Here is a 19,516-nt window from a genome sequence, read left to right on the forward strand (position 1 = left end):
TACATAGGGCCTCTCTTTGGTGCCAAGGCGCCGCCCTCTTTGCCGCCCACACGCTTTCTGTATACATTGGAGCAGTGCGAGGAGCGATGGAGCAGGCAAATGCGGGCCAGTGACCGCGCGTACCAGGCCCTGCGCGCCGACATCATCGAATGGCGGCTTGGGCCCGGCACCCTGCTCGGGGAAGTCGAGCAGTCCGCACGGTTGGGCGTCTCCAGGACACCGCTGCGCGAGGCGCTCTCCCGGCTTACCGCGGAAGGCTTGACGGCAGCCCACCCCGGTCGCGGCGTCGTCGTGACCGAGGTGTCACTGGAGAAAATCACCGGCCTCTTCGACGTCCGGATTTCGCTGGACTGCACAGCAGCCGCACTCGCCGCTGCACGCGCGGACCGGCGAACCTTCCAGGACCTGACCCTGCGCTTCGAATCCGCATTCCCGCTCATTCAGGCTTCCGACGCCGGGCGGCATGGGTACTACGAGCTGGTCGGCGAACTCGACGCGGCCATTGACGCCGCTGCTGCCAACCCCTATCTCCTCCAGGCCCAGAGGCAGCTGCGCACTCACCTGAGCCGGGTGCGCCGCCTCGCCCGGGACGACGTCGCGCGCCTCACTGCCTCAGCCTCAGAGCATGCACAGATTGCCCGGTCGATTGCGCAGGCCAACCCCGATCTGGCCGCTGCCTCCACCAAAGTCCACCTTCACAACAGCCTGGAGTACCTGCTGGCTGCCCGAGCAGACATCAATGCGAAAACCACCCGAGAGGAAAAACCCCATGGTTGAGCTCCATCCCGTCCGCGTGCACCGCAGCGAGGAAAACCTGCCCCGAACCGGTCAGTTGGCCTGGAAAATCGCCGAGGTTGCCGCCGATCCGGTCGGAGTCGACGACGACGTCACCGATATGGTGATCAACCGCATCATCGACAACGCCTCGGTGGCAGTGGCCTCGTTTTCCCGTGCACCGATCGTCGCCGCACGGGCACAGGCGCTGAGCCACCCCGTCTCGGTCAACGGACAGGGCGCGACGGTGTTCGGGATCGGCCAGAAGTCATCACCCGAATGGGCGGCCTGGGCCAACGGCGTCGCGGTCCGCGAACTGGACTACCACGACACGTTCCTCGCTGCCGACTACTCCCACCCCGGAGACAACATCCCCCCGGTCCTCGCCGTCGCCCAGCACACCGGGGCATCCGGCGCCGACCTCCTGCGCGGCATCACCACCGGCTACGAGATCCAGGTGGACCTCGTCAAGGCGATCTGCCTGCACAAGCACAAGATCGACCATGTCGCGCACCTCGGCCCCTCCGCCGCCGCCGGCATCGGTACGCTGCTCGGCCTCGACGTTGAAACTATCTTTCAGGCGGTCGGCCAGGCCCTGCATACGACCACGGCCACCCGCCAGTCGCGCAAGGGCGAGATCTCGACGTGGAAGGCACATGCGCCGGCCTTCGCCGGGAAGATGGCCGTCGAAGCCGTGGACCGGGCCATGCGCGGACAGACCTCCCCCACGCCCATCTACGAGGGCGAAGACGGCGTCATCGCCTGGCTTTTGGACGGCCCGGACGCCCGATACGAGGTTCCGCTGCCGGCCGCCGGCGAAGCAAAACGCGCAATCCTTGACACCTACACGAAGGAGCACTCGGCGGAGTACCAGGCCCAGGCCTGGATTGACCTGGCGCGCCGGTTGCACGGCGCACATCCGGAAGTTACCGACCCGACGAAGGTCGAGTCCATCCGCATCCACACGTCCCACCACACGCACTACGTGATCGGCTCCGGCGCAAATGACCCACAGAAGTACGATCCGACGGCGTCCCGCGAGACGCTCGACCACTCCATTCCGTACATCTTCACGGTTGCGCTGCAGGATGGGCGCTGGCACCACGTCGACTCCTACACCCCGGAACGAGCCGCACGCCCTGACACAGTGCAGCTCTGGGAAAAGGTCACCACCGTGGAGGACGCTGAGTGGACACGCCGCTACCACTCGCTGGACATCCGCGAGAAGGCGTTCGGAGGCCTGGTTGAAATCACCATGACGGACGGCACTGTCATCACCGACGAGATCGCGGTCGCCGACGCACACCCCCTGGGAGCACATCCCTTCGCACGCGAGCAGTACATCGATAAACTGCGGACTCTTGCTGCAGGTGTTGTGGAGGATGCGGAGGTGGACAGGTTCCTTGACACGGTGCAGCGCCTCCCCCAGCTCGCGCCCGGGGAGCTTGACCAGCTGAACCTGGCTGCCGCCATCGATATCCTTGCCGCGAAAGCACCGAAAGGACTGTTCTAAATGCTGTATTCCTCCGTGACGCCTGAGAAGAAGCGCGAGATGCTGCACGCCGGCCTTGCCTCCGGCCGGATCCAGCAGTTCCCCGGAGCGTTCAATCCGCTCTCCGCCCGGCTGATCGAGGACAAGGGGTTCGACGGCGTCTACATCTCCGGCGCGGTGCTCGCCAATGACCTCGGCCTGCCCGACATCGGGCTCACGACTCTGACGGAGGTAGCCACACGGGCCGCGCAGATAGCCCGCATGACCGACCTCCCGGCACTGGTCGATGCGGACACGGGCTTCGGTGAACCCATGAACGTTGCCCGGACAGTCCAGGAGCTTGAAAACGCGGGCCTGGCCGGCTGCCACATCGAGGACCAGTTCAATCCAAAACGGTGCGGCCACCTTGACGGCAAGAACGTGGTGGACACGGACACCGCCATCAAACGCATTCATGCGGCTGCCGATGCACGCCGTGACCCGAACTTCCTGATCATGGCGCGCACCGATATCCGCGGCACGGACAGCCTGGAAGCTGCCCAGGACCGGGCGAAAGCTCTGGTCGACGCCGGTGCGGATGCCATTTTCCCGGAAGCGATGCGCGACCTGTCCGAGTTCGAAGCCATCCGTGGCGCCGTCGATGTACCCATCCTCGCCAACATGACGGAGTTCGGAAGAAGCGAGCTTTTCACCGCCGCCGATCTGGAATCGGTGGGAGTGAACATGGTGATTTACCCCGTCACGCTGCTGCGTAGTGCGATGGGCGCGGCGGAGCGTACGCTGGAAACGATCAAGGCAGACAGCACCCAACAGGCCGCCGTCGGCTCCATGCAGACCCGAGCCCGACTCTACGAGCTGGTCGATTACGAGGCGTACAACCGATTCGACACCTCAGTATTCAACTTTCAGGTGCCCGGCGGGCACTGAGCCGATCCCGGCACCGGCCGGATTCACCACCGACATAGGAGTCAAGGCATGACCGAACCCCAGATCTACAAGGGCCTCGCCGGAGTCACTGCGGACACCACCGCAATCTCGAAGGTCAATCCCCAAAGCAACTCCCTGCTCTACCGGGGCTACCCCGTGCAGGAGTTGGCGGCCTCAGTGAGCTTTGAGGACGTCGCGTGGCTTCTGTGGCACGGAGAACTCCCCTCGGAGTCGGAGGGTCACCAGTTCCGCCTACAGGGACGCTCGTCGCGCGCACTCGCCAAGGACGTGAAGGCCGCCATCGATTTGCTTCCGCTCAGCTGCCACCCCATGGATGTCGGTCGTACGGCGGTGTCCGTGATCGGAGCCAGTCACCCGAAAGCTGAGGATAACTCCCCCGAAGCTGAACTGGAAAAGGCGACCGAGCTGCTGGCGGCATTTCCCGCCGTCGTCGCATATGACCAGCGGCGCCGCCGCGGACTTGACCCGGTAGAGCCGCGCGAGGACCTGGGCTACTCCGCCAACTTCCTGTGGATGACATTCGGTGAAGAGGCGGCGCCGGAGGTGGTGGAGGCGTTCAACACCTCGATGATCCTGTATGCGGAGCACTCCTTCAACGCATCGACCTTCACCGCGCGGGTCATCACCTCCACGCTGGCAGACCTGCACTCGGCGATCACGGGGGCCATCGGCGCATTGAAGGGACCACTGCACGGCGGAGCAAACGAGGCTGTCATGCACACCTTCGAGGAGATCGGCATCAAGCAGGACGAGTCCGTCGAGGAGGCGACTGCCCGGGCCAAGGCATGGATGGACGAAGCCCTGTCGCAGAAGAAAAAGATCATGGGATTCGGGCACCGTGTCTACAAGAACGGCGACTCCCGGGTCCCCACCATGAAGGCGGCACTCGACGCCATGGTCAAGCACTACGGGCGGCCCGAAATCCTCGGCCTGTACGAGGGCCTCGAGACAGCCATGCAGGACGCGAAGAGGATCAAGCCGAACCTCGATTACCCTGCCGGCCCCACCTACCACCTCATGGGATTCGACACGGAAATGTTCACCCCGCTCTTCATCGCCGCCCGGATCACCGGCTGGACAGCGCATGTGATGGAGCAGCGGGCAGACAATTCGCTCATCCGGCCGCTGGCCGCCTACAACGGCCCGGAGGAACGCCACGTCTCCTGACCGCGGACCGGATCTGTCCTGAACCCATGTTCCGCCCGTTCACTCGAAGCGGTTGGACCGGTAGGGTTCCGGTCATGGACATCATCCTGGTTCCCGGCTTCTGGTTGGACGCTTCATCATGGTCCGAGGTCACCCCGCCGCTCACTGCTGCGGGACACCGCGTTCATCCGCTGACGCTTCCCGGCCTGGAAGCTGCGGATGCACCGCGGGCGGGCATCGGCCTGCAAACCCATATCGACGCCGTCGTCTCGGCGGTGGATGAGGTGACTCACCCGGTTGTGCTCGTTGGGCACTCAGGCGGCGGAGCGATCATCCATGGTGTGGCGGATGCTCGGCCGGATCGCGTTGCGCGGGCCATCTACGTGGACAGCGGTCCGCTCGGCGAGGGCGGAGTCATCAATGACGAACTGCCTGCGGACGGTGACGAGATTCCGCTGCCGCCGTGGGAACTCTTCGATGCTGACGATCTCGTCGACCTGGACGACGGGTTGCGGGCCGACTTTAGGCGGCGGGCAATCCCGCAGCCGAGAGGTGTCGCCTGTGATCCGCAGAAGCTCGGAAACGAGCAGCGCTACAACGTGCCGGCCACCGTGATCGCATGTGAATTTCCATCGGCCCAACTGCAGGAGTGGGTGGCCCAGGGGCACCCCTACGTCGCGGAGCTCGGCCGGATGAAGGACGTTGAGTATGTCGATCTGCCAACCGGGCACTGGCCGCAATTCACGCGTCCTCAGGAGCTCGGTGAAATCATTTTGGCAGCGGTCAGCGGTCCGGAACGACCTTCTGCGGTCTAGCCAAAATCCGCCGTCCGCACCGTCTGGTTGTCGGCATTGAGGGTGACGGTCACGTTCAGGGGCTGACTGCGGAGAACGTGGCCGAGCCAGTGCTTCGCATCATCCCACATACCTTCCCAGGGCACCTGCTCCACCGGGTACCAGCAGGGATCGATCTCATCCGTTAGGCCCGGCTCACCCGAGAATCGCTCCGTCGTAAAGACGACGGCGTCCATGTCCAGCACAGGCTTGATGGGGAAGCGCCACCGCACCGGACCGAGCTCCACGAGATCCGCGACGTCGACCACCATCCCGGATTCCTCCTGGACTTCCCGTGCCGCGGCTTCGCCGGCGGATTCCCCAGGTTCGATGCCTCCGCCCAGCGCGACGATCCGTCCTATTCCGAAACCGGAGCGCTTCATTCCGAGCAGCACTTCGCGGCCGGCAGCGGTTTGCCGGAACAGGAAGCAGAGCGCGACTCGCCGTGGGGTCATGCGACCCAAGTCTAGTCACGGCGTGGCGCCGACGGTGTTCCGGCATCCGGCTTTGCCCGCAGCCGGTCGTCCTCCCTAAGGAAGAACGCACCGAGGGAGCCCGCCAGCGTAGCGAAGACAGCGATTGAATAGACCGCGAGAATCACCTGCACCACGCGCGCGAACGCGGTCTGCGGCGTAATGCCGGTGCCGGTGATGGTGGCCATCGCCGTCTCGTAGAGCGCGTCGCCGTACTCGGTATGCTCTCCCGTTGCGTAGAGCAGCTGGCTTGTTGCGAGGATAACGACGGCGGTCACGGCCGCCATCCAGCCGATCCTGCTGGACAGCAGCCGACCGGCGGAACGGGAGCCACGGATTCCGGCCGAGAGGATGCCGCCAACGCGAGCCACCCGGGTCAGTCTCAGGAGCCGGACAGCCTGGAGCGCGCGGAGGAAGCGCAGGAACGGCACGAGCAGGAAGATGACCTGCCACCAGCTCTTCTTCCAGAAGGCCGCGCTGAACCGTGCGATGTAGGCCCGCAGCAGGAATTCGGCGACGAAAACCACCCAGAACACCCATCCGGTAATGGTCAGTCCCAAGACCAGCCCCGGGTCGGTCGCCAGAAGCTGGCCCAGGACGACGAACAGGAAAACAAGCCCGAGCACGCCCATGGGACGGTCCAGGCGACGGGCAAGTAGTTCTGCAGCGCTCAGCCCGTCCTCTGGTTCAGCGGGTGGGGAAGCGTTGGGGCGTGCGTCGGCGGCGTTCACCTCCCCCATCTTTCCACGCCCTCGCGACGAACTGGTTAGACTGCTCGAACCCGACATCCAACCGGCGGGAGATTGTTGTGCTGTGGCTGCTGTCCATCCTTGGCGCCCTTGTGATCATGCTCGGACTCATCGAGGTGTTCCACACTCTGCTTCATCCCAGCGGGCGCGGACGGTTCAGCCGTCTGTGCGTCGTGGCGGTCTGGCGAGTAGTACGTGGGTTGGGTGAGAAGGCAGCGTCGGTGGCAGGGCCGCTTGCAATGGTGTCGGTCATCGTCTTCTGGGCCTCCCTTCAGGCGATCGGGTGGGCGCTGCTCTTCTACCCGCATATCTCGCAGGACTTCAGCTACGCACCGGGCCTTGACCCTGCGCGGTACAGCAATGCAGCCGAAGCCTTCTATGTCTCCGCCGTCACGCTGACGACACTCGGGTTCGGTGACGTCGTCGCAACGGATCCGCTGGTCCGGTTCCTGATTCCGTTCGAAGCGCTGACCGGCTTCGCCCTGCTGACGGCAGCAGTGTCGTGGTTCATGCAGATCTACCCCGCGCTCGGCCGGCGTCGTGGGTTGGCGATCCGCTTGTCTCTGCTGCAGAACGCCGACTACATCACCAGGATGGAGGAACTTGACCCGTCCGCTGTCACCAACACCCTGGAATCACTTGTCGTTGATCTCGTGCAGATCAGAGTCGACCTCACTCAGACCTCGGAGTCCTACTACTTCTGGGAGGCGAACGAGGAACTCTCGCTGCCTGCTTCACTGTCCTACGCCGTCGACCTCGCGAATCAAGCGAGCCGCTCCCCCAAACCGACGCTACAGACAGCCGGAGCTCTCCTGCACGACGCGCTCGATTCATTTGCGGCATTCCTGAAGGACGAGTTCCGGCATGACGGCGAAATGACACAGGATGTCTTCCGTTCCTACGCCAGTGATCACCGGTACCCCTACCGTGAGGGTTCCTGAGAACACGCAGCCCCGTTCCCTGTACCGAGAAGGTAGAGGGGACGGGGCTGGTGTTGTGGGCCCGCCGATCAGGTCCCGGCAGGACCCTCACCGACCAGTTCCGGCCGCAATTCCACCGGAATTCCGGTGTCGATGAACTGCTGGTCCATCATTTCCTGTGCTGTGCGGCCCTCCACGACGGGGAGGAAGTCCCACTTCACAATCAGGTTGTAGCCGGCGGATTCAAACAGCCACTGCCCATCGACCCGGCGGGCGATATAGAACCAGGTGTTTCCGCCGTCCTGCGGGTTGGCTTCAAAGGCGGCGTCAGTCACCTCCATGGCCATCCATTCTTCGGTGCAGCCAACCACCTCATAATCGTCCGGATTGCTCGCGAAAGGCGTCAGGCTCATGAAGTCACTGCCCTGTTCCATGACCCGGTCGACGTCCTCCACCCGGCAGCCCTCATCCGCTGGTGGCCCGGTGGGGACTCCCCCGGGTTCGACGCTTGGCTCTACGGTCGGTTCCAGCGTCGGCTTCGGCGTGGGCTCCGGCACTGGAGATGGGTCCACGGTCGCTTCCTGGGTGGGTTCCAGCGTCGGGGACGGTTCGAGCGTCGGGGTGGCACTCGAAGTAGCGGCCGGCAGCGGTGCCTCTGTTCCGAGCGACCCACCGAGCACGACGGCGCCAGCCACGGCTGCCGCTGCAGCGGCCCCTGCCACGACAGCCGCCATCCTGCGCCGGCGCTGCAGGGGAATCACAACCGGGCGATCATCGCTGAAGGCGTCATTCTCATTGTTCTCGCGGCCGTGACCCGCGACGGACCCGTTGTTGGTTGTTTCATTGTTCATGGCAGTGTCAGGCTCCTGGTGGCCTCCATTGGCCGGGAAAGCAATAATCTCGGTTGGTGAATCGGAGGATTCCCGTTCGGCGCGCACGGGGTCCAAGCCCCGGATCAGGTTCTCGATGCGGTCCATTTCAGGCTCCTTCCTCTGCCATCAGAGCGGCAGGCATCATCTGTGCAAACGCGGCGCGAGCCCGGTGCAGGCGTACTTTGGCGGCGGAGGGGCTGCATCCGAGCACCTCGCTGATTTCCACGGTGGAGAGATCGTCCCAGTAGGCCAGCAGAAGGATCTCGCGTTCCTTCTCCCGAAGCCGCAGCAATGAGTCGGCCACCGCTTGCTGTTGGGCGCCCTGGCCCGCGCGGGCCGCTATGACGACCGAGTCCCTTACGCGCTGCATGAGATGTTCCGCGCGTTCCCTGCGCCGGTATTCGTTGCCGATGACGTTGCGGGCTACTGTGAGCAGCCATGCCGGCGTGACATCGGCGGCGTCGGGGTTCTTCTGCCACGCAATCCGGAACACATCGTTGGTGAGTTCTTCGGATGCTTCGCGGCTGCTGACTCGGCGGTGGATGAAGGAGAACACGCGGTCGCGATGTTCCCTGTGCAGAGCCGCGAACACGTCATCGTATCGCCGCAACACTGTCCCCCCTGGTGTATGTGTCCTGTCCATACCCCTTTAGTTTCCGGCACGCCCGGCGGGGTTACAGGTACCCCAATTAAAGGGCGCGGGGATGCGCTGCGGCATAGATTTCGCGCAGCGTGTCAGCCGTGACGAGCGTGTACACCTGGGTTGTGGTCACCGAGGCGTGCCCCAGAAGCTCCTGAACTACCCGCACATCCGCCCCGCCCTGGAGCAGGTGCGTGGCGAAGGAGTGCCGCAGGGTGTGCGGTGACACTTCCCCCGCAACCTTGGCGCGCTCGGCGGCGGCTTTCAGGATGCTCCACGCACTCTGCCTGCTCAGCCGCCCGCCGCGCAGATTGAGGAACAGTGCAGGAGCGCTGCGCTTTTCGGATGCATTGGCGGCCAGCGCGGGCCGGGCGCGCACCAGATACGACTCGATGGCGCGCGCCGCATAGGATCCGAGCGGAACGAGGCGTTCCTTGGATCCTTTGCCGAAGAGCCGGACAACGGCGGGACCGTCGAGCGCTGCGTCGACCGACACGTCATCGACATCGAGCCCCACGGCTTCGCTGATTCGTGCCCCGGTCGAGTACAGGAACTCAAGCAGCGCACGGTCGCGCAGACCTCCCGGTGTGGACGTGTCAACGGCCTCGAGGATCCGCGTGACATCGTCAACAGAGATCGCTTTGGGCAGGCGCTGGCCCGCGGTAGGCGGGTGCACATCTTCGGCGGGATCCGCCGTCGTCGTTCCTTCGAGTGCGAGGAAGCGGTGGAGGCCGCGGACGGCGACCACGGTGCGGGCCGCCGAGCGGGGGCTCAGCGGCGCCTGCCCGTCCTCGCCGGTGGCCAGTCCCTGCGCGAAGGCCGAGACCATTTGCCGGGTCACGGCGTTCATCGAGTCGATGCCATGCGCCGCGAGGAAGCGGTGGTACCGCAGCAGATCCCGTCGATAGGCCGCGAGGGTGTTCGCAGAGAGTCCGCGCTCCACAAGCATGTGCTGAAGGTACTCGCTGATCAACCGGCCGGGGCCGGTGGCCCGGAGTTCGTCCTGCACGGTAGCCTGCCCGCCCTCGGCCATGATTCAGCCCTGCAGTACAGGGCCCAGGGGCCACGTTCCGTGCTGGCTGTGATGTTCCGGCCATGGAGCGTCCGCTGGACGGAGTGAGCGGTAGCCGGACAGTTTGGTTGCCGCCGCCGCGAGGATTGCTGCTGCGGCGGAGGGGCTGTGGATCCGCCCTTCGAGCACTGCCTGCACGGCGTCAGGCAGAGGCACCCAGGCGAGCTCGATCTCGGCTTCCTCGTGGGTGCGGGTATGACGCTCATCGTGCGGCACTTCGGCGATGCCCTGTGCGAGGTAGATGCGCAGGGCTTCGCTCGAGGAGCCGGGCGAAAGGAACAGGTCGGAGAGAACATGCCAGGAACTTGCCGTCACGTCCGCTTCCTCGGCCAGTTCGCGGGCCGCGGCAACGGCGAAGTCCTCGCCGTGGACGTCCAAGAGGCCGGCGGGAATCTCCCACAGGTCCATCCGGACCGGGTGCCGGTACTGGCGAAGCAGCAGGACACGTTCCCGGTCATCCATGGCGAGGATAGCGACTGCTCCGGGGTGCCGGATGTACTCGCGCGTGATCGGCTCGCCGTCCTCGTCCAGACGGAAAGTTTCGCTCACGACGTCCCAGATCTTCCCCTGGAAAACCGTGGTGGCCCCAAGCAAGCGGCGGGGGCTTTGCCGGTCGGATATCACCGCGTCCCGGGATTCTGCACCCATAGCTAGGCCTTGACGCCCCGACGCAAAAGCGCGGCCTTGACCAGTCCGGCGAACAGGGGATGCGGCCGGGTGGGACGCGAACTCAGCTCGGGGTGGGCCTGGGTGGAGACATAGTATGGGTGTGTCTGCGCGGGCAGTTCCACGAACTCAACCAGCTTGCCGTCCGTGGTGGTGCCCGATACGACCAGACCGGCAGCCTCAAGCTTCTCCCGGTACTCGTTATTGACTTCGTAGCGGTGGCGGTGGCGCTCACTCACAGCGGTGCGGCCGTACGTCTTGGCGATGACGGACCCGTCCTTCAGCGTCGCATCCCACAGGCCCAGGCGCATGGTGCCGCCCATATCGCCCTCACCGGCGACGATTTCGAGCTGTTCGGCCATGGTGGCGATGACCGGGAACTCGGTCTCGGGATCGAACTCAGTGGACGAAGCACCCTTCAGGCCCACAACATTGCGGGCGAATTCGATCACCATGCACTGCAGGCCGAGGCACAGGCCGAGCGTCGGCACCCCGTTCTCACGCGCGTGGCGCAGGGCTCCGAGCTTGCCCTCCAACCCGCGGATGCCGAAGCCGCCTGGCACACAGATAGCGTCAGCGCCGTCAAGTGCCTTCGCCGCGCCTTCCGGCGTGGCGCACTCATCCGAGGGCACCCAGCGGATCTGTACCTTGGCCTTGTTCGCGAACCCGCCGGCACGCAGCGCTTCCGTCACGGACAGGTACGCGTCCGGCAGGTCGATGTACTTGCCGACCAGCGCGATTTCCACGTGGTGCTTCGGGTGGTGTACAGCGTCCAGGAGCTTGTTCCACTTGGTCCAGTTGACGTCCTTGAACTTCAGGTCGAGGGCCTGAACGATGTAGGCGTCGAGTCCCTGCGCGTGGAGCGTCTTGGGGATGTCGTAGATGCTCGGGGCGTCCGCTGCGTTGACCACCGCGTCGATATCGACGTCGCACATGCGGCCGATTTTCTCGCGCATGGCGTCCGGGACCTCGCGGTCGGAACGGATGACGATGGCGTCCGGCTGGATACCGATTGAGCGCAGCATCGCCACTGAGTGCTGCGTGGGTTTGGTCTTCAGTTCCTGCGAGGGTCCGATGTAGGGCACCAGGGACACGTGCAGGAAGAAGACGTTGTTGCGGCCGATGTCCTGCCGCACCTGCCGTGCGGACTCGAGGAACGGCTGGGATTCGATGTCGCCGACGGTGCCGCCGATCTCGGTGATGATGACGTCAGGCGCCTTGCGGCCCCCTGTCGGTTCGGCGGGCAGGCGCATGCGGCGCTTGATCTCGTCCGTGATGTGCGGGATGACCTGCACGGTGTCGCCCAGGTACTCGCCGCGGCGTTCCTTGGCGATGACAGTGGAGTACACCTGACCGGTGGTGACGTTGGCTGACCCATCGAGGCTCTCATCGAGGAAACGCTCATAGTGGCCGATATCGAGGTCGGTCTCAGCGCCGTCGTCGGTCACGAAGACCTCGCCGTGCTGGAAGGGGTTCATGGTGCCGGGATCAACGTTCAGATACGGATCCAGCTTCTGCATGGTTACGGACAAACCTCGCGCCCGCAGCAGGTGGCCGAGGCTGGAAGCTGTCAGACCCTTACCGAGAGAAGACGCCACACCACCGGTGACGAAGATGTGCTTGGTAGTCTTGGCGGACTTTTGGAACCGGGAGATTGTTTGCTGCACCACGGAGTTCGAGCCTATCACCTGGCGGCTGTCCGCGCTGCATCAAGCAGCAGTTCCTCGGCGTGTGCCTGAGCACTGGCCGACTCCTCCTGGCCGGCCAGCATGCGAGCCAGCTCGCGTACCCGTTCCGACTCCGGGAGGACCTCGACGTCGCTGGCGGTGAAGCCGCCGTCGGCTGCCCGGGTCTTGGTCACCCGGATATGGTGCGATGCAAATGCTGCCACCTGCGGCAGGTGCGTGACCACCACAACCTGGACGTGCTGGGCGAGCATGGCCAGGCGGCGCCCGATTTCGACGGCGGCCTTCCCGCCTACCCCCGCGTCCACTTCGTCGAAGACAAAGGTGGGGACGGGGTCGACGGCGGCGAGAACCACCTCTATTGCCAGCATCACTCTCGACAGTTCACCGCCCGAGGCGCCCTTGCCCAACGGGCGCGGCGCTGAACCGGCGTGCGGCTGCAGGGAGAAGGAGACCTCGTCCGCTCCTGATGCTCCCGGCGTGCCGCCGGACGTTACATCGATGATGAGCTTCGCGTCTGGCATCGCGAGGGCAGTGAGCTCATCGCTGACACGCACGGCAAGGTCATCGGCAGCAGCTCGACGCAATCGGCTCAGAACCCGTGCTTCCTCAACCAGCCGGTTTTCCAGCGTGGCGGCTTCCTGCTGGAGCCCTTCGATCCGGTCCGAGTCGCCGCTGATCTCATCGAGGCGCTCCCGTCCAACGGATGCCCACTCGATCACCTCATTGACGGACGGCGCGTACTTGCGGATGAGGACATTGAGGTCTGCCCGGCGGGCCTCGACCTCTGCCAGCCGTCCCGGTCCCTCCGAGTCCAGGGATGATGCGTAACCGGCCAGCTCTGTTGAAATATCCGCCAGGATGTACCCGACTTCCGCGAGCCGCTCAGCCAGAGATCCCAGTTCAGCGTCATGAGCGCCGACCGCTTCCAGCTGCCGCTTCGCCGCATCCACCAGAGTGGTGGCGTCGCCCGTTTCCGGGAACTCACCGGAGACCAGCGCCTGATGTGCCGCCGCCGCAGCAGTGCGAAGCTCCTCAACGTTGCCGAGCTTCATCGCTTCGGCTTTCAGGGTCTCGTCCTCCCCCGCTTGGGGGTCGATTGCATCGATCTCCTCGAGCGCTGCCTGCAGCGACTCCGCTTCCCGCAGCCGGTCGCGTTCCGCGCTCCGCAGCCCCTCCAGGTCAGCGGTGACCTCCCGCCAGCGACGGTAGGCCGCCTGGTAGGAAGCCAGGGCGTCCGCCAGTTCGGCACCGCCGAACTTGTCCAACGCCTCGCGCTGTGCTGCCGCGCCTCGCAGCCGCAGCTGATCCGACTGGCCGTGAACCACCACCAGCTTCTCCCCCACCTCAGCGAGGACGCCGGCGGGAGCTGACCTTCCGCCGACGTATGCGCGGCTCCGGCCGTCGCTGTTGACTGTGCGGGCAAGGATCAGTCCTGCGCCGCCGTCGTCGTCTTCCAGCTCACCGCCGGCTTCCACCGCGCGCTGGGCGGCAGCGCCTTCGGGGTCCACCCGCAGCAGGGCTTCCGCGGAGGCGTTCCTGGCGCCGAGGCGCACCGCGCCGGCATCCGAACGGGCACCCATCAGCAACCCCAGCGCGGACAGGACCATGGTTTTGCCCGCGCCGGTCTCGCCGGTTACAACGCTGAATCCGGGCCCGAGGGAGAGCGTCGCGTCGGCGATGACACCGAGGTCGCGGATGCGGATTTCCTCGATCATCGGGCAGGCTCGCCGTCGTGGCTGACCGGACCGCGCCAGCCTTGGGTGGGCAACTCGAATTTGCGGACGAGCCGCTCCGAGAAGGGGGTCTGGTGCGTCCGCGCCAGACGGACCGGGATGTCGGACCGGGTTGCTTCGACGCGCGCTCCGGGTGGCAGGTCCACCGTGCGTCGTCCGTCGCACCAGAGGACCCCTGAAGCGTCTGTCCGGGTGAGGATTTCCACTGCCAGCAGCGATGTGGGTGCAACGACGAGCGGCTTGGCGAAGAGTGCGTGCGCGCTGATCGGAGCGACCAGGAGCGCCTCGACCTCCGGCCATACCACCGGCCCGCCGGACGAGAACGCGTATGCGGTGGAACCCGTGGGCGTGGCCAGCACGACGCCGTCGCAGCCGAATGAGCTGACCGGCCGGCCGTCGACTTCGAGGACCACCTCGATCATGCGTTCGCGGTTGGCTTTCTCGATCGCCGCCTCGTTGAGCGCCCAGGTCTGGGCAGCCAGCTGGTCACCGCGCCAGACCTGCACATCGATGGCCATCCGTTCCTCGACGGTGTAATCCTTGTCCACGACCCAGCGGACCGCTTCAGCGAGGTCGGCGCGCTCGCTCTCGGCGAGGAAGCCGACATGCCCAAGGTTCACGCCGAGCAGGGGAACATCCGTACCACGGACCAGCTCAGCGGCTCGGAGGATGGTCCCGTCGCCGCCGAGCACCATGCCCAGTTCGATTTCACTGAGCGTTACGTCCGTTCCGAGCGTTTCCGTGGGCGCAGCCAGAGTGCCGTATTCAGCCTGCATGTCCCGTAGTTCCTCGCCGCGCATGACCGGGCTCAACCCGGACGCATGCAGTCGCGTGCAGGCCTCCTGGGCAGCCGCCATGGCATCATGGCGTCCGGTGTGGGCGAGTACCAGTATGCGTCTAGTCATCACGCTCCGTTGTATCAGGTAGGAACGGCCTCACGCATTGCCGCTCGTGCGAAACGCCGCGCTGCCGTCCACTATCTCGCGGGCCAGCCGATCTGCGTCCTTATCGATCCTAGGCACCAACGTGTTCGCCGGCACCTTCATCCACAGGAAGAACTCGACATTTCCGTTCTGGCCCGGGAGCGGGCTACGCGCGACGCCTTCAACTTCAAGGCCCACTTCCAGCGCGGAGCGCACTACGCCGACGACGGCGCCGCGCCGCTGCTTCTCGTCCGTCACCACTCCGGAGCGGCTGAGTGCGCTCTTGCCCACCTCGAACTGCGGCTTGACCATCAGGACGAGGTCCCCGCCGCTCCGAGACGCGTGCGCGAGCGGTTCCATCACGAGGGTCAGCGAAATAAATGAGAGATCGGCAACGGTCAGGTCAACCTGCCCGCCGATCTGCTCCGGGTCCAGGAACCGGACGTTGAGCCCTTCATGCACGCGTACCCGCGGATCATTGCGCAGCTGGTCGACAAGCTGCCCGTGCCCCACGTCCACGGCCACAACTTCGTTCGCTCCCCTCCGCAGCAGCACGTCTGTGAAGCCGCCGGTGGACGCTCCGGCGTCGAGGCACCGCTTGTCACGGACGTCAACACTGGAGAAAGCCTCAAGGGCGCCGTCCAGCTTATGACCGGCACGGCTGAGGTAGTCCGGGCTACCTCCTGCCCTGACAACCAGTTCGTCGCCGTCGGCGATTGCCGAGGAGGCCTTGGTCAGTACGACCCCGGAGCGCAGCACGCGCCCCGCTGTGATCAGCTGTGCTGCATGGGATCTGGAACGCGCCAGCCCCCGGGACACCAGCACCTGGTCGAGCCGCGCCACCGTCAGCCGTGCTCCGTGTTGAGCTCAGCGAGCAACTCGTCATGAAGCTGCTCGTACGCAGCGAGTTGGGCCGCCTCGTCCAAATCCGTCATGGAGTTGAGGTTGTTCAGCACCTGATCAACTGAAGCATCCCCCGTGGGTGATACCTCTGGAAAACGGGACGGGCTGCTGTCCGGCGTCGAGGCCTGCTCGAAGGAAGATGGTTCAGCGGGTTCCACGGCGGCTCCTCACCGTTGTGTGTCCTCTTCCCCATCCGCGAATCTCAGCTGGGGCAAGGTTGGGGTGTCCTGCTGCGGACAGGCCGCCCACCATGCTGCGCAGCCTGCGCGCCAGACGTCCAGATTCTCACGCCCACCGCCCATTATTACGACGCCGTCCTCAACCTTCGCGTAGGACTCACCGCAGGTGAAAACACCGTCCTGCTCGGTAGTGTCCGGATAGGGACGGTGCAGCTCACCGAGGTCAGCGACCAGGTAGGTCGGGCGTTCGTCTGTGACGGCGGCCAGCGCACTCGCTGCCGTATCAACGCCGGTCAGCACCAGCGCCGTCGCCATTCCAGCCCGGTTTCCGCCAAGGATGTCGGTGTCCAGGCGGTCGCCGACCACGAGCGCGTCCTCCACACCAAGGTGTTTCGCCGCCGTCGTAAACAGCTGTGCTTCAGGCTTGCCTGCAACCAGCGGTCTCTTGCCGGTGGCAGCGCTCACCGCGGCCACGAGGGAGCCGTTCCCGGGCGCGATCCCACGGGCCTGCGGTATGGACATGTCTGTGTTCGTAGCGACCCACACGGCCCCTCCAGCAACCGCGAACGAAGCTTCGGCAAGGTCTTTCCATCCGAGCGAGGGCTCGAAACCCTGAATTACTGCGTTGGGAAGGGGGTCGGCAGTGGTTACCGGCACGAGTCCCTGGTCTGCAACATGCTGGGCAAGAACTGCGCTGCCAGTCACGAGCACCGTTGCGCCCTGCGGCACCTTTGTGGCGAGGAGTTCCGCACCCGCAAGCGCGGAACCGAAAACCTGCTCCGCCGCGGCAGGGGCACCCAACTCGCGAAGGTGTGCCGCTACTTCCGCGGAGGACCGGGACGCGTTGTTGGTGATGTACGCGAGGGCTACGCCAATGTCCCCCAGTTTCTCCAGCGCGTCGGTGGCACCGGGGATGGCCGACGGGCCGGCGTAGACCACGCCGTCCAGATCCGCGAGCACAGCACCGTAGCGGCGCGCCAGAACCGGCTCACTCACCATCACGATGCTCCTCGCTTGTGGCGTCATCCACGTCTTTGGTCTCGGGTACGGGCTCCGGCTCGGTTTCTGAGGACCGTGAGTCTTCTCCAACTGACTCAGCGCTGTCTTCCTTCTCCGGAGAGGTGCCGACGCTTTCGACAGTTCCCCGCGCCGCGTTGCGGTCCAGCTCGGCAGCTTCGTCGTCGTCGACGAGGTCGATGATGTCGGGATCAGCAAATGCACCGACGCCGAGCGCGTTCTCGGCGACCTCCGCCTGGCGGCGCCAGGAGGCCGCTTCCTCCTCACGGCCGACCGCAGCAAGAGCGTCCGCATACGCACGGAACAGGCGCGGGCTGTAGCTGAATGCACGGTTCTTGGTCAGCTGCGGGATCTCCAGGGCCGCTACGGCGGCGTCCGTTTGGCCAAGGTCGGTCCGCGCTCCCGATTCAACGATCGCCAGCTCAACCTTCCCTGCGGCGTCGAGGGAGGATGCGTCCTCCGATTTGGCAAGATCGAGGGCACGGTCAGGACGGCCCAGTCCCCGCTCACAATCCGCCATGACGGGCAGGTGGACATTGGAGCCGCTGATCCGGCGGTAGGTACGGAATTCCCGCAGGGCCTCACCATAGTGGCCCGCAGCGTACGCAGTCAGGCCAACAGCTTCACGGACGACTGCGAGGCGTCCGCCACGACGGCTGGCGGCAAGTGCGTGCTGAAAAGCGAGCTCAGGCTCATCGTCGATGAGGCGCCCTGCCATCACGAGGTGCTTGGCTACCCAGAGAGCGCTTCGTTCCTCGAGATTGCGGATCTCTGCGCGGGTGATCTTGTCCAGTTCGCTTCCCGTGACATCTTCGTCAATTTCCGGCGAACGCTCACGGTCCGGCCGGTTGGCGCTCCGAAGGTCACGGGCGTTGTGCGGGCGGGCAAACGGTGCGTCCTCCGGACCTGTTTCCGCGGAGAAACGCTCGGGACCGCGAACGCGGTCCGTCTCACGCCGTTCCCCTCCGCGAGGTGTATCACCATAGGTGCGGCCGGGACGGCGGTCGTCGCCGAAGCTCCGAGCCGGCCGGCGCTCATCATTGCGTGCGAAACTATCCCGGGTTGAGGAACTCCCGGCGTCGCGCGAGCCTGCACCCCTTGAGTACCCACCGCTGCTGCCCTCGCGGAATGAGCGGCGCTCGGTGCCGGCCTCGCGGGACCGGTTGTCCCCACCGGCCGGTCGCTCCCAACGCCGTCCTGCATCACCGGAGTCACGGCGTTCCTGATCCCGACCGGGACGACGCTCACCGCGCTGGCCCTCGCGGTCCTGCCAATTGCCTCGGCTACCTGCTTCACTACCCCTGCCGGCACCCCCGAAGTCCTTGCGCGGAGCGCGCTCACCTCGATCGTCGCGGCCACGCTGGCCGCCTTCGCGGGAGAATCCACCCTCACGACGCTGGCCGCCCTCACGGGAGAAACCGCCCTGGCCGCCACCTTCACGACGGGGTCCACCCTCGCGGGAGAATCCACCTTCACGACGCTGGCCGCCCTCACGGGAGAAACCGCCCTGACCGCCACCTTCACGACGCTGGCCGCCCTCACGGGAGAAACCACCCTGACCGCCACCTTCACGACGCTGGCCGCCCTCACGGGAGAAACCACCCTGACCGCCACCCTCACGACGCTGGCCGCCCTCACGGGAGAAACCACCCTGACCGCCACCCTCACGACGCTGGCCGCCCTCACGGGAGAAACCACCCTGACCGCCACCCTCACGACGGGGACCACCTTCACGGGAAAACCCGCCCTGGCCGCCACCCTCACGACGCTGGCCGCCCTCACGGGAAAACCCGCCCTGGCCGCCACCCTCACGACGGGGACCACCTTCACGGGAGAAACCACCCTGACCGCCACCCTCACGACGGGGACCACCTTCACGGGAAAACCCGCCCTGGCCACCGCCCTCGCGACGGGGTCCACCCTCACGGGAGAAACCACCCTCACGGGATGGGCGGCCGGAACCGCGCTCGGAGCGTTCCTGGTATCGGGGACGGTCACCGGATCCAGGGGTACGTCGGCCAGCACCACGCTCGGCGCCGCCACTGGTGTTGCCGCCGGCACTGCGGCCACCCGAATCCCCTCGTCGGGGACCCTCTCGTCGCTCCTCGCTCCGGCGCTGTTCGCCCTTGCGGTTGTCGTCGCGACGGTCTTCTCCGCGGTCGCGGAATGGTTCCCGGTCAGCCATGGCAGCAAAATTCCTCTCGTCATGAGCTGACCTGACGCTTTGCCGGACGCTCTCGCTGTTTATATGTGTCTAAGTTCCGGACTCCGGCCTGCGACGTTTCCATTGTAAGGAAAGCGCGCGGCGCACGTCCGTGCCGTTAAATGCCTGAGGCTCCGACGATACTGTCGGAGCCTCAGTGCTTGAGTGTTGTCCGGCGGTGTCCTACTCTCCCACACTCTCTCGGGTGCAGTACCATCGGCGCTGTGGGTCTTAGCTTCCGGGTTCGGAATGGGACCGGGCGTTTCCCCCACGCTATGACCGCCG

At 65.5% G+C, this 19,516-nt stretch carries 19 protein-coding genes and 1 rRNA gene; 6 read left to right on the forward strand and 14 right to left on the reverse strand.

Annotated features, from left to right (window positions below; translation table 11 throughout):
* Positions 1-99: 99 nt before the first annotated feature.
* The 5 genes from AC4D1W_RS14865 (at position 100) to AC4D1W_RS14885 (ending at position 5,175) form a co-directional block, all read left to right on the forward strand.
* On the forward strand, positions 100-777 hold the full coding sequence (locus tag AC4D1W_RS14865; protein WP_490899230.1) for a GntR family transcriptional regulator: 678 nt from the start codon (positions 100-102) through the stop codon (positions 775-777).
* Complete coding sequence (locus AC4D1W_RS14870; RefSeq protein ID WP_490899231.1) at positions 770-2,287, forward strand: MmgE/PrpD family protein; 1,518 nt, start codon at positions 770-772, stop codon at positions 2,285-2,287. The genes AC4D1W_RS14865 and AC4D1W_RS14870 overlap by 8 nt, the downstream gene beginning before the upstream one ends.
* Positions 2,288-3,193 carry a methylisocitrate lyase gene (prpB, locus tag AC4D1W_RS14875; RefSeq protein ID WP_490899232.1) on the forward strand — a complete coding sequence of 302 codons (906 nt, stop codon included), beginning with the start codon at positions 2,288-2,290 and terminating at the stop codon, positions 3,191-3,193. It begins immediately after the preceding gene.
* Between the two features lie 48 nt (positions 3,194-3,241).
* The gene (locus AC4D1W_RS14880; RefSeq protein ID WP_490899233.1) at positions 3,242-4,381 is read left to right on the forward strand and encodes a bifunctional 2-methylcitrate synthase/citrate synthase; all 1,140 of its coding nucleotides are present in this window, start codon (positions 3,242-3,244) and stop codon (positions 4,379-4,381) included.
* A gap of 74 nt (positions 4,382-4,455) precedes the next feature.
* Positions 4,456-5,175 carry an alpha/beta fold hydrolase gene (locus AC4D1W_RS14885; RefSeq protein ID WP_490892464.1) on the forward strand — a complete coding sequence of 240 codons (720 nt, stop codon included), beginning with the start codon at positions 4,456-4,458 and terminating at the stop codon, positions 5,173-5,175.
* On the opposite strand, the gene AC4D1W_RS14890 is transcribed toward AC4D1W_RS14885, so the two are convergent.
* Both AC4D1W_RS14890 and AC4D1W_RS14895 read right to left on the reverse strand, forming a co-directional pair.
* Complete coding sequence (locus AC4D1W_RS14890) at positions 5,172-5,648, reverse strand: 8-oxo-dGTP diphosphatase (protein WP_490892465.1); 477 nt, start codon at positions 5,646-5,648, stop codon at positions 5,172-5,174. The genes AC4D1W_RS14885 and AC4D1W_RS14890 overlap by 4 nt on opposite strands.
* 11 nt (positions 5,649-5,659) lie before the next feature.
* Complete coding sequence (locus tag AC4D1W_RS14895; protein ID WP_490892466.1) at positions 5,660-6,406, reverse strand: ion transporter; 747 nt, start codon at positions 6,404-6,406, stop codon at positions 5,660-5,662.
* 68 nt (positions 6,407-6,474) lie between these two features.
* Here AC4D1W_RS14895 and AC4D1W_RS14900 point away from each other — a divergent pair, with 68 nt between their 5' ends.
* On the forward strand, positions 6,475-7,356 hold the full coding sequence (locus AC4D1W_RS14900; RefSeq protein WP_490899234.1) for a potassium channel family protein: 882 nt from the start codon (positions 6,475-6,477) through the stop codon (positions 7,354-7,356).
* 68 nt (positions 7,357-7,424) lie between these two features.
* On the opposite strand, the gene AC4D1W_RS14905 is transcribed toward AC4D1W_RS14900, so the two are convergent.
* The 12 genes from AC4D1W_RS14905 to rrf all read right to left on the reverse strand — a co-directional run.
* On the reverse strand, positions 7,425-8,312 hold the full coding sequence (locus AC4D1W_RS14905; protein ID WP_490899235.1) for a hypothetical protein: 888 nt from the start codon (positions 8,310-8,312) through the stop codon (positions 7,425-7,427).
* Between the two features lies 1 nt (position 8,313).
* A complete protein-coding gene (locus AC4D1W_RS14910; protein WP_490899236.1) occupies positions 8,314-8,820 on the reverse strand; it encodes an RNA polymerase sigma factor in 507 nt (168 codons plus the stop codon).
* A gap of 76 nt (positions 8,821-8,896) precedes the next feature.
* Positions 8,897-9,880: a site-specific tyrosine recombinase XerD gene (xerD, locus tag AC4D1W_RS14915; protein WP_490899237.1), complete on the reverse strand. Its 984-nt coding sequence runs from the start codon at positions 9,878-9,880 to the stop codon at positions 8,897-8,899.
* A gap of 3 nt (positions 9,881-9,883) precedes the next feature.
* Positions 9,884-10,567, reverse strand: a complete 684-nt coding sequence (locus AC4D1W_RS14920; protein ID WP_490899238.1) for an NUDIX domain-containing protein — start codon at positions 10,565-10,567, stop codon at positions 9,884-9,886.
* 2 nt (positions 10,568-10,569) lie between these two features.
* Positions 10,570-12,273, reverse strand: coding sequence for a CTP synthase (gene pyrG, locus AC4D1W_RS14925; RefSeq protein ID WP_490892472.1), 1,704 nt, complete (start codon positions 12,271-12,273; stop codon positions 10,570-10,572).
* Positions 12,270-13,988 (reverse strand): DNA repair protein RecN, encoded by a 1,719-nt coding sequence (gene recN, locus AC4D1W_RS14930; protein WP_490892473.1) that lies wholly within the window; start codon positions 13,986-13,988, stop codon positions 12,270-12,272. The genes pyrG and recN overlap by 4 nt, the downstream gene beginning before the upstream one ends.
* Positions 13,985-14,911 (reverse strand): NAD kinase, encoded by a 927-nt coding sequence (locus tag AC4D1W_RS14935; RefSeq protein ID WP_490892474.1) that lies wholly within the window; start codon positions 14,909-14,911, stop codon positions 13,985-13,987. Before AC4D1W_RS14935 ends, recN begins: the two co-directional genes overlap by 4 nt.
* Before the next feature lie 30 nt (positions 14,912-14,941).
* Complete coding sequence (locus AC4D1W_RS14940) at positions 14,942-15,772, reverse strand: TlyA family RNA methyltransferase (protein WP_490899239.1); 831 nt, start codon at positions 15,770-15,772, stop codon at positions 14,942-14,944.
* 2 nt (positions 15,773-15,774) lie between these two features.
* Positions 15,775-15,990, reverse strand: a complete 216-nt coding sequence (locus AC4D1W_RS14945; protein WP_490899240.1) for a hypothetical protein — start codon at positions 15,988-15,990, stop codon at positions 15,775-15,777.
* 9 nt (positions 15,991-15,999) lie between these two features.
* On the reverse strand, positions 16,000-17,010 hold the full coding sequence (locus tag AC4D1W_RS14950) for an HAD-IIA family hydrolase (RefSeq protein WP_490899241.1): 1,011 nt from the start codon (positions 17,008-17,010) through the stop codon (positions 16,000-16,002).
* A complete protein-coding gene (locus AC4D1W_RS14955) occupies positions 17,000-19,213 on the reverse strand; it encodes a hypothetical protein (protein WP_490899242.1) in 2,214 nt (737 codons plus the stop codon). The genes AC4D1W_RS14950 and AC4D1W_RS14955 overlap by 11 nt, the downstream gene beginning before the upstream one ends.
* 188 nt (positions 19,214-19,401) lie before the next feature.
* A 5S ribosomal RNA gene (rrf, locus tag AC4D1W_RS14960) occupies positions 19,402-19,516 on the reverse strand; the annotation flags it as partial.

The sequence above is a fragment of the Arthrobacter sp. TJ-170 genome (assembly GCF_058269305.1).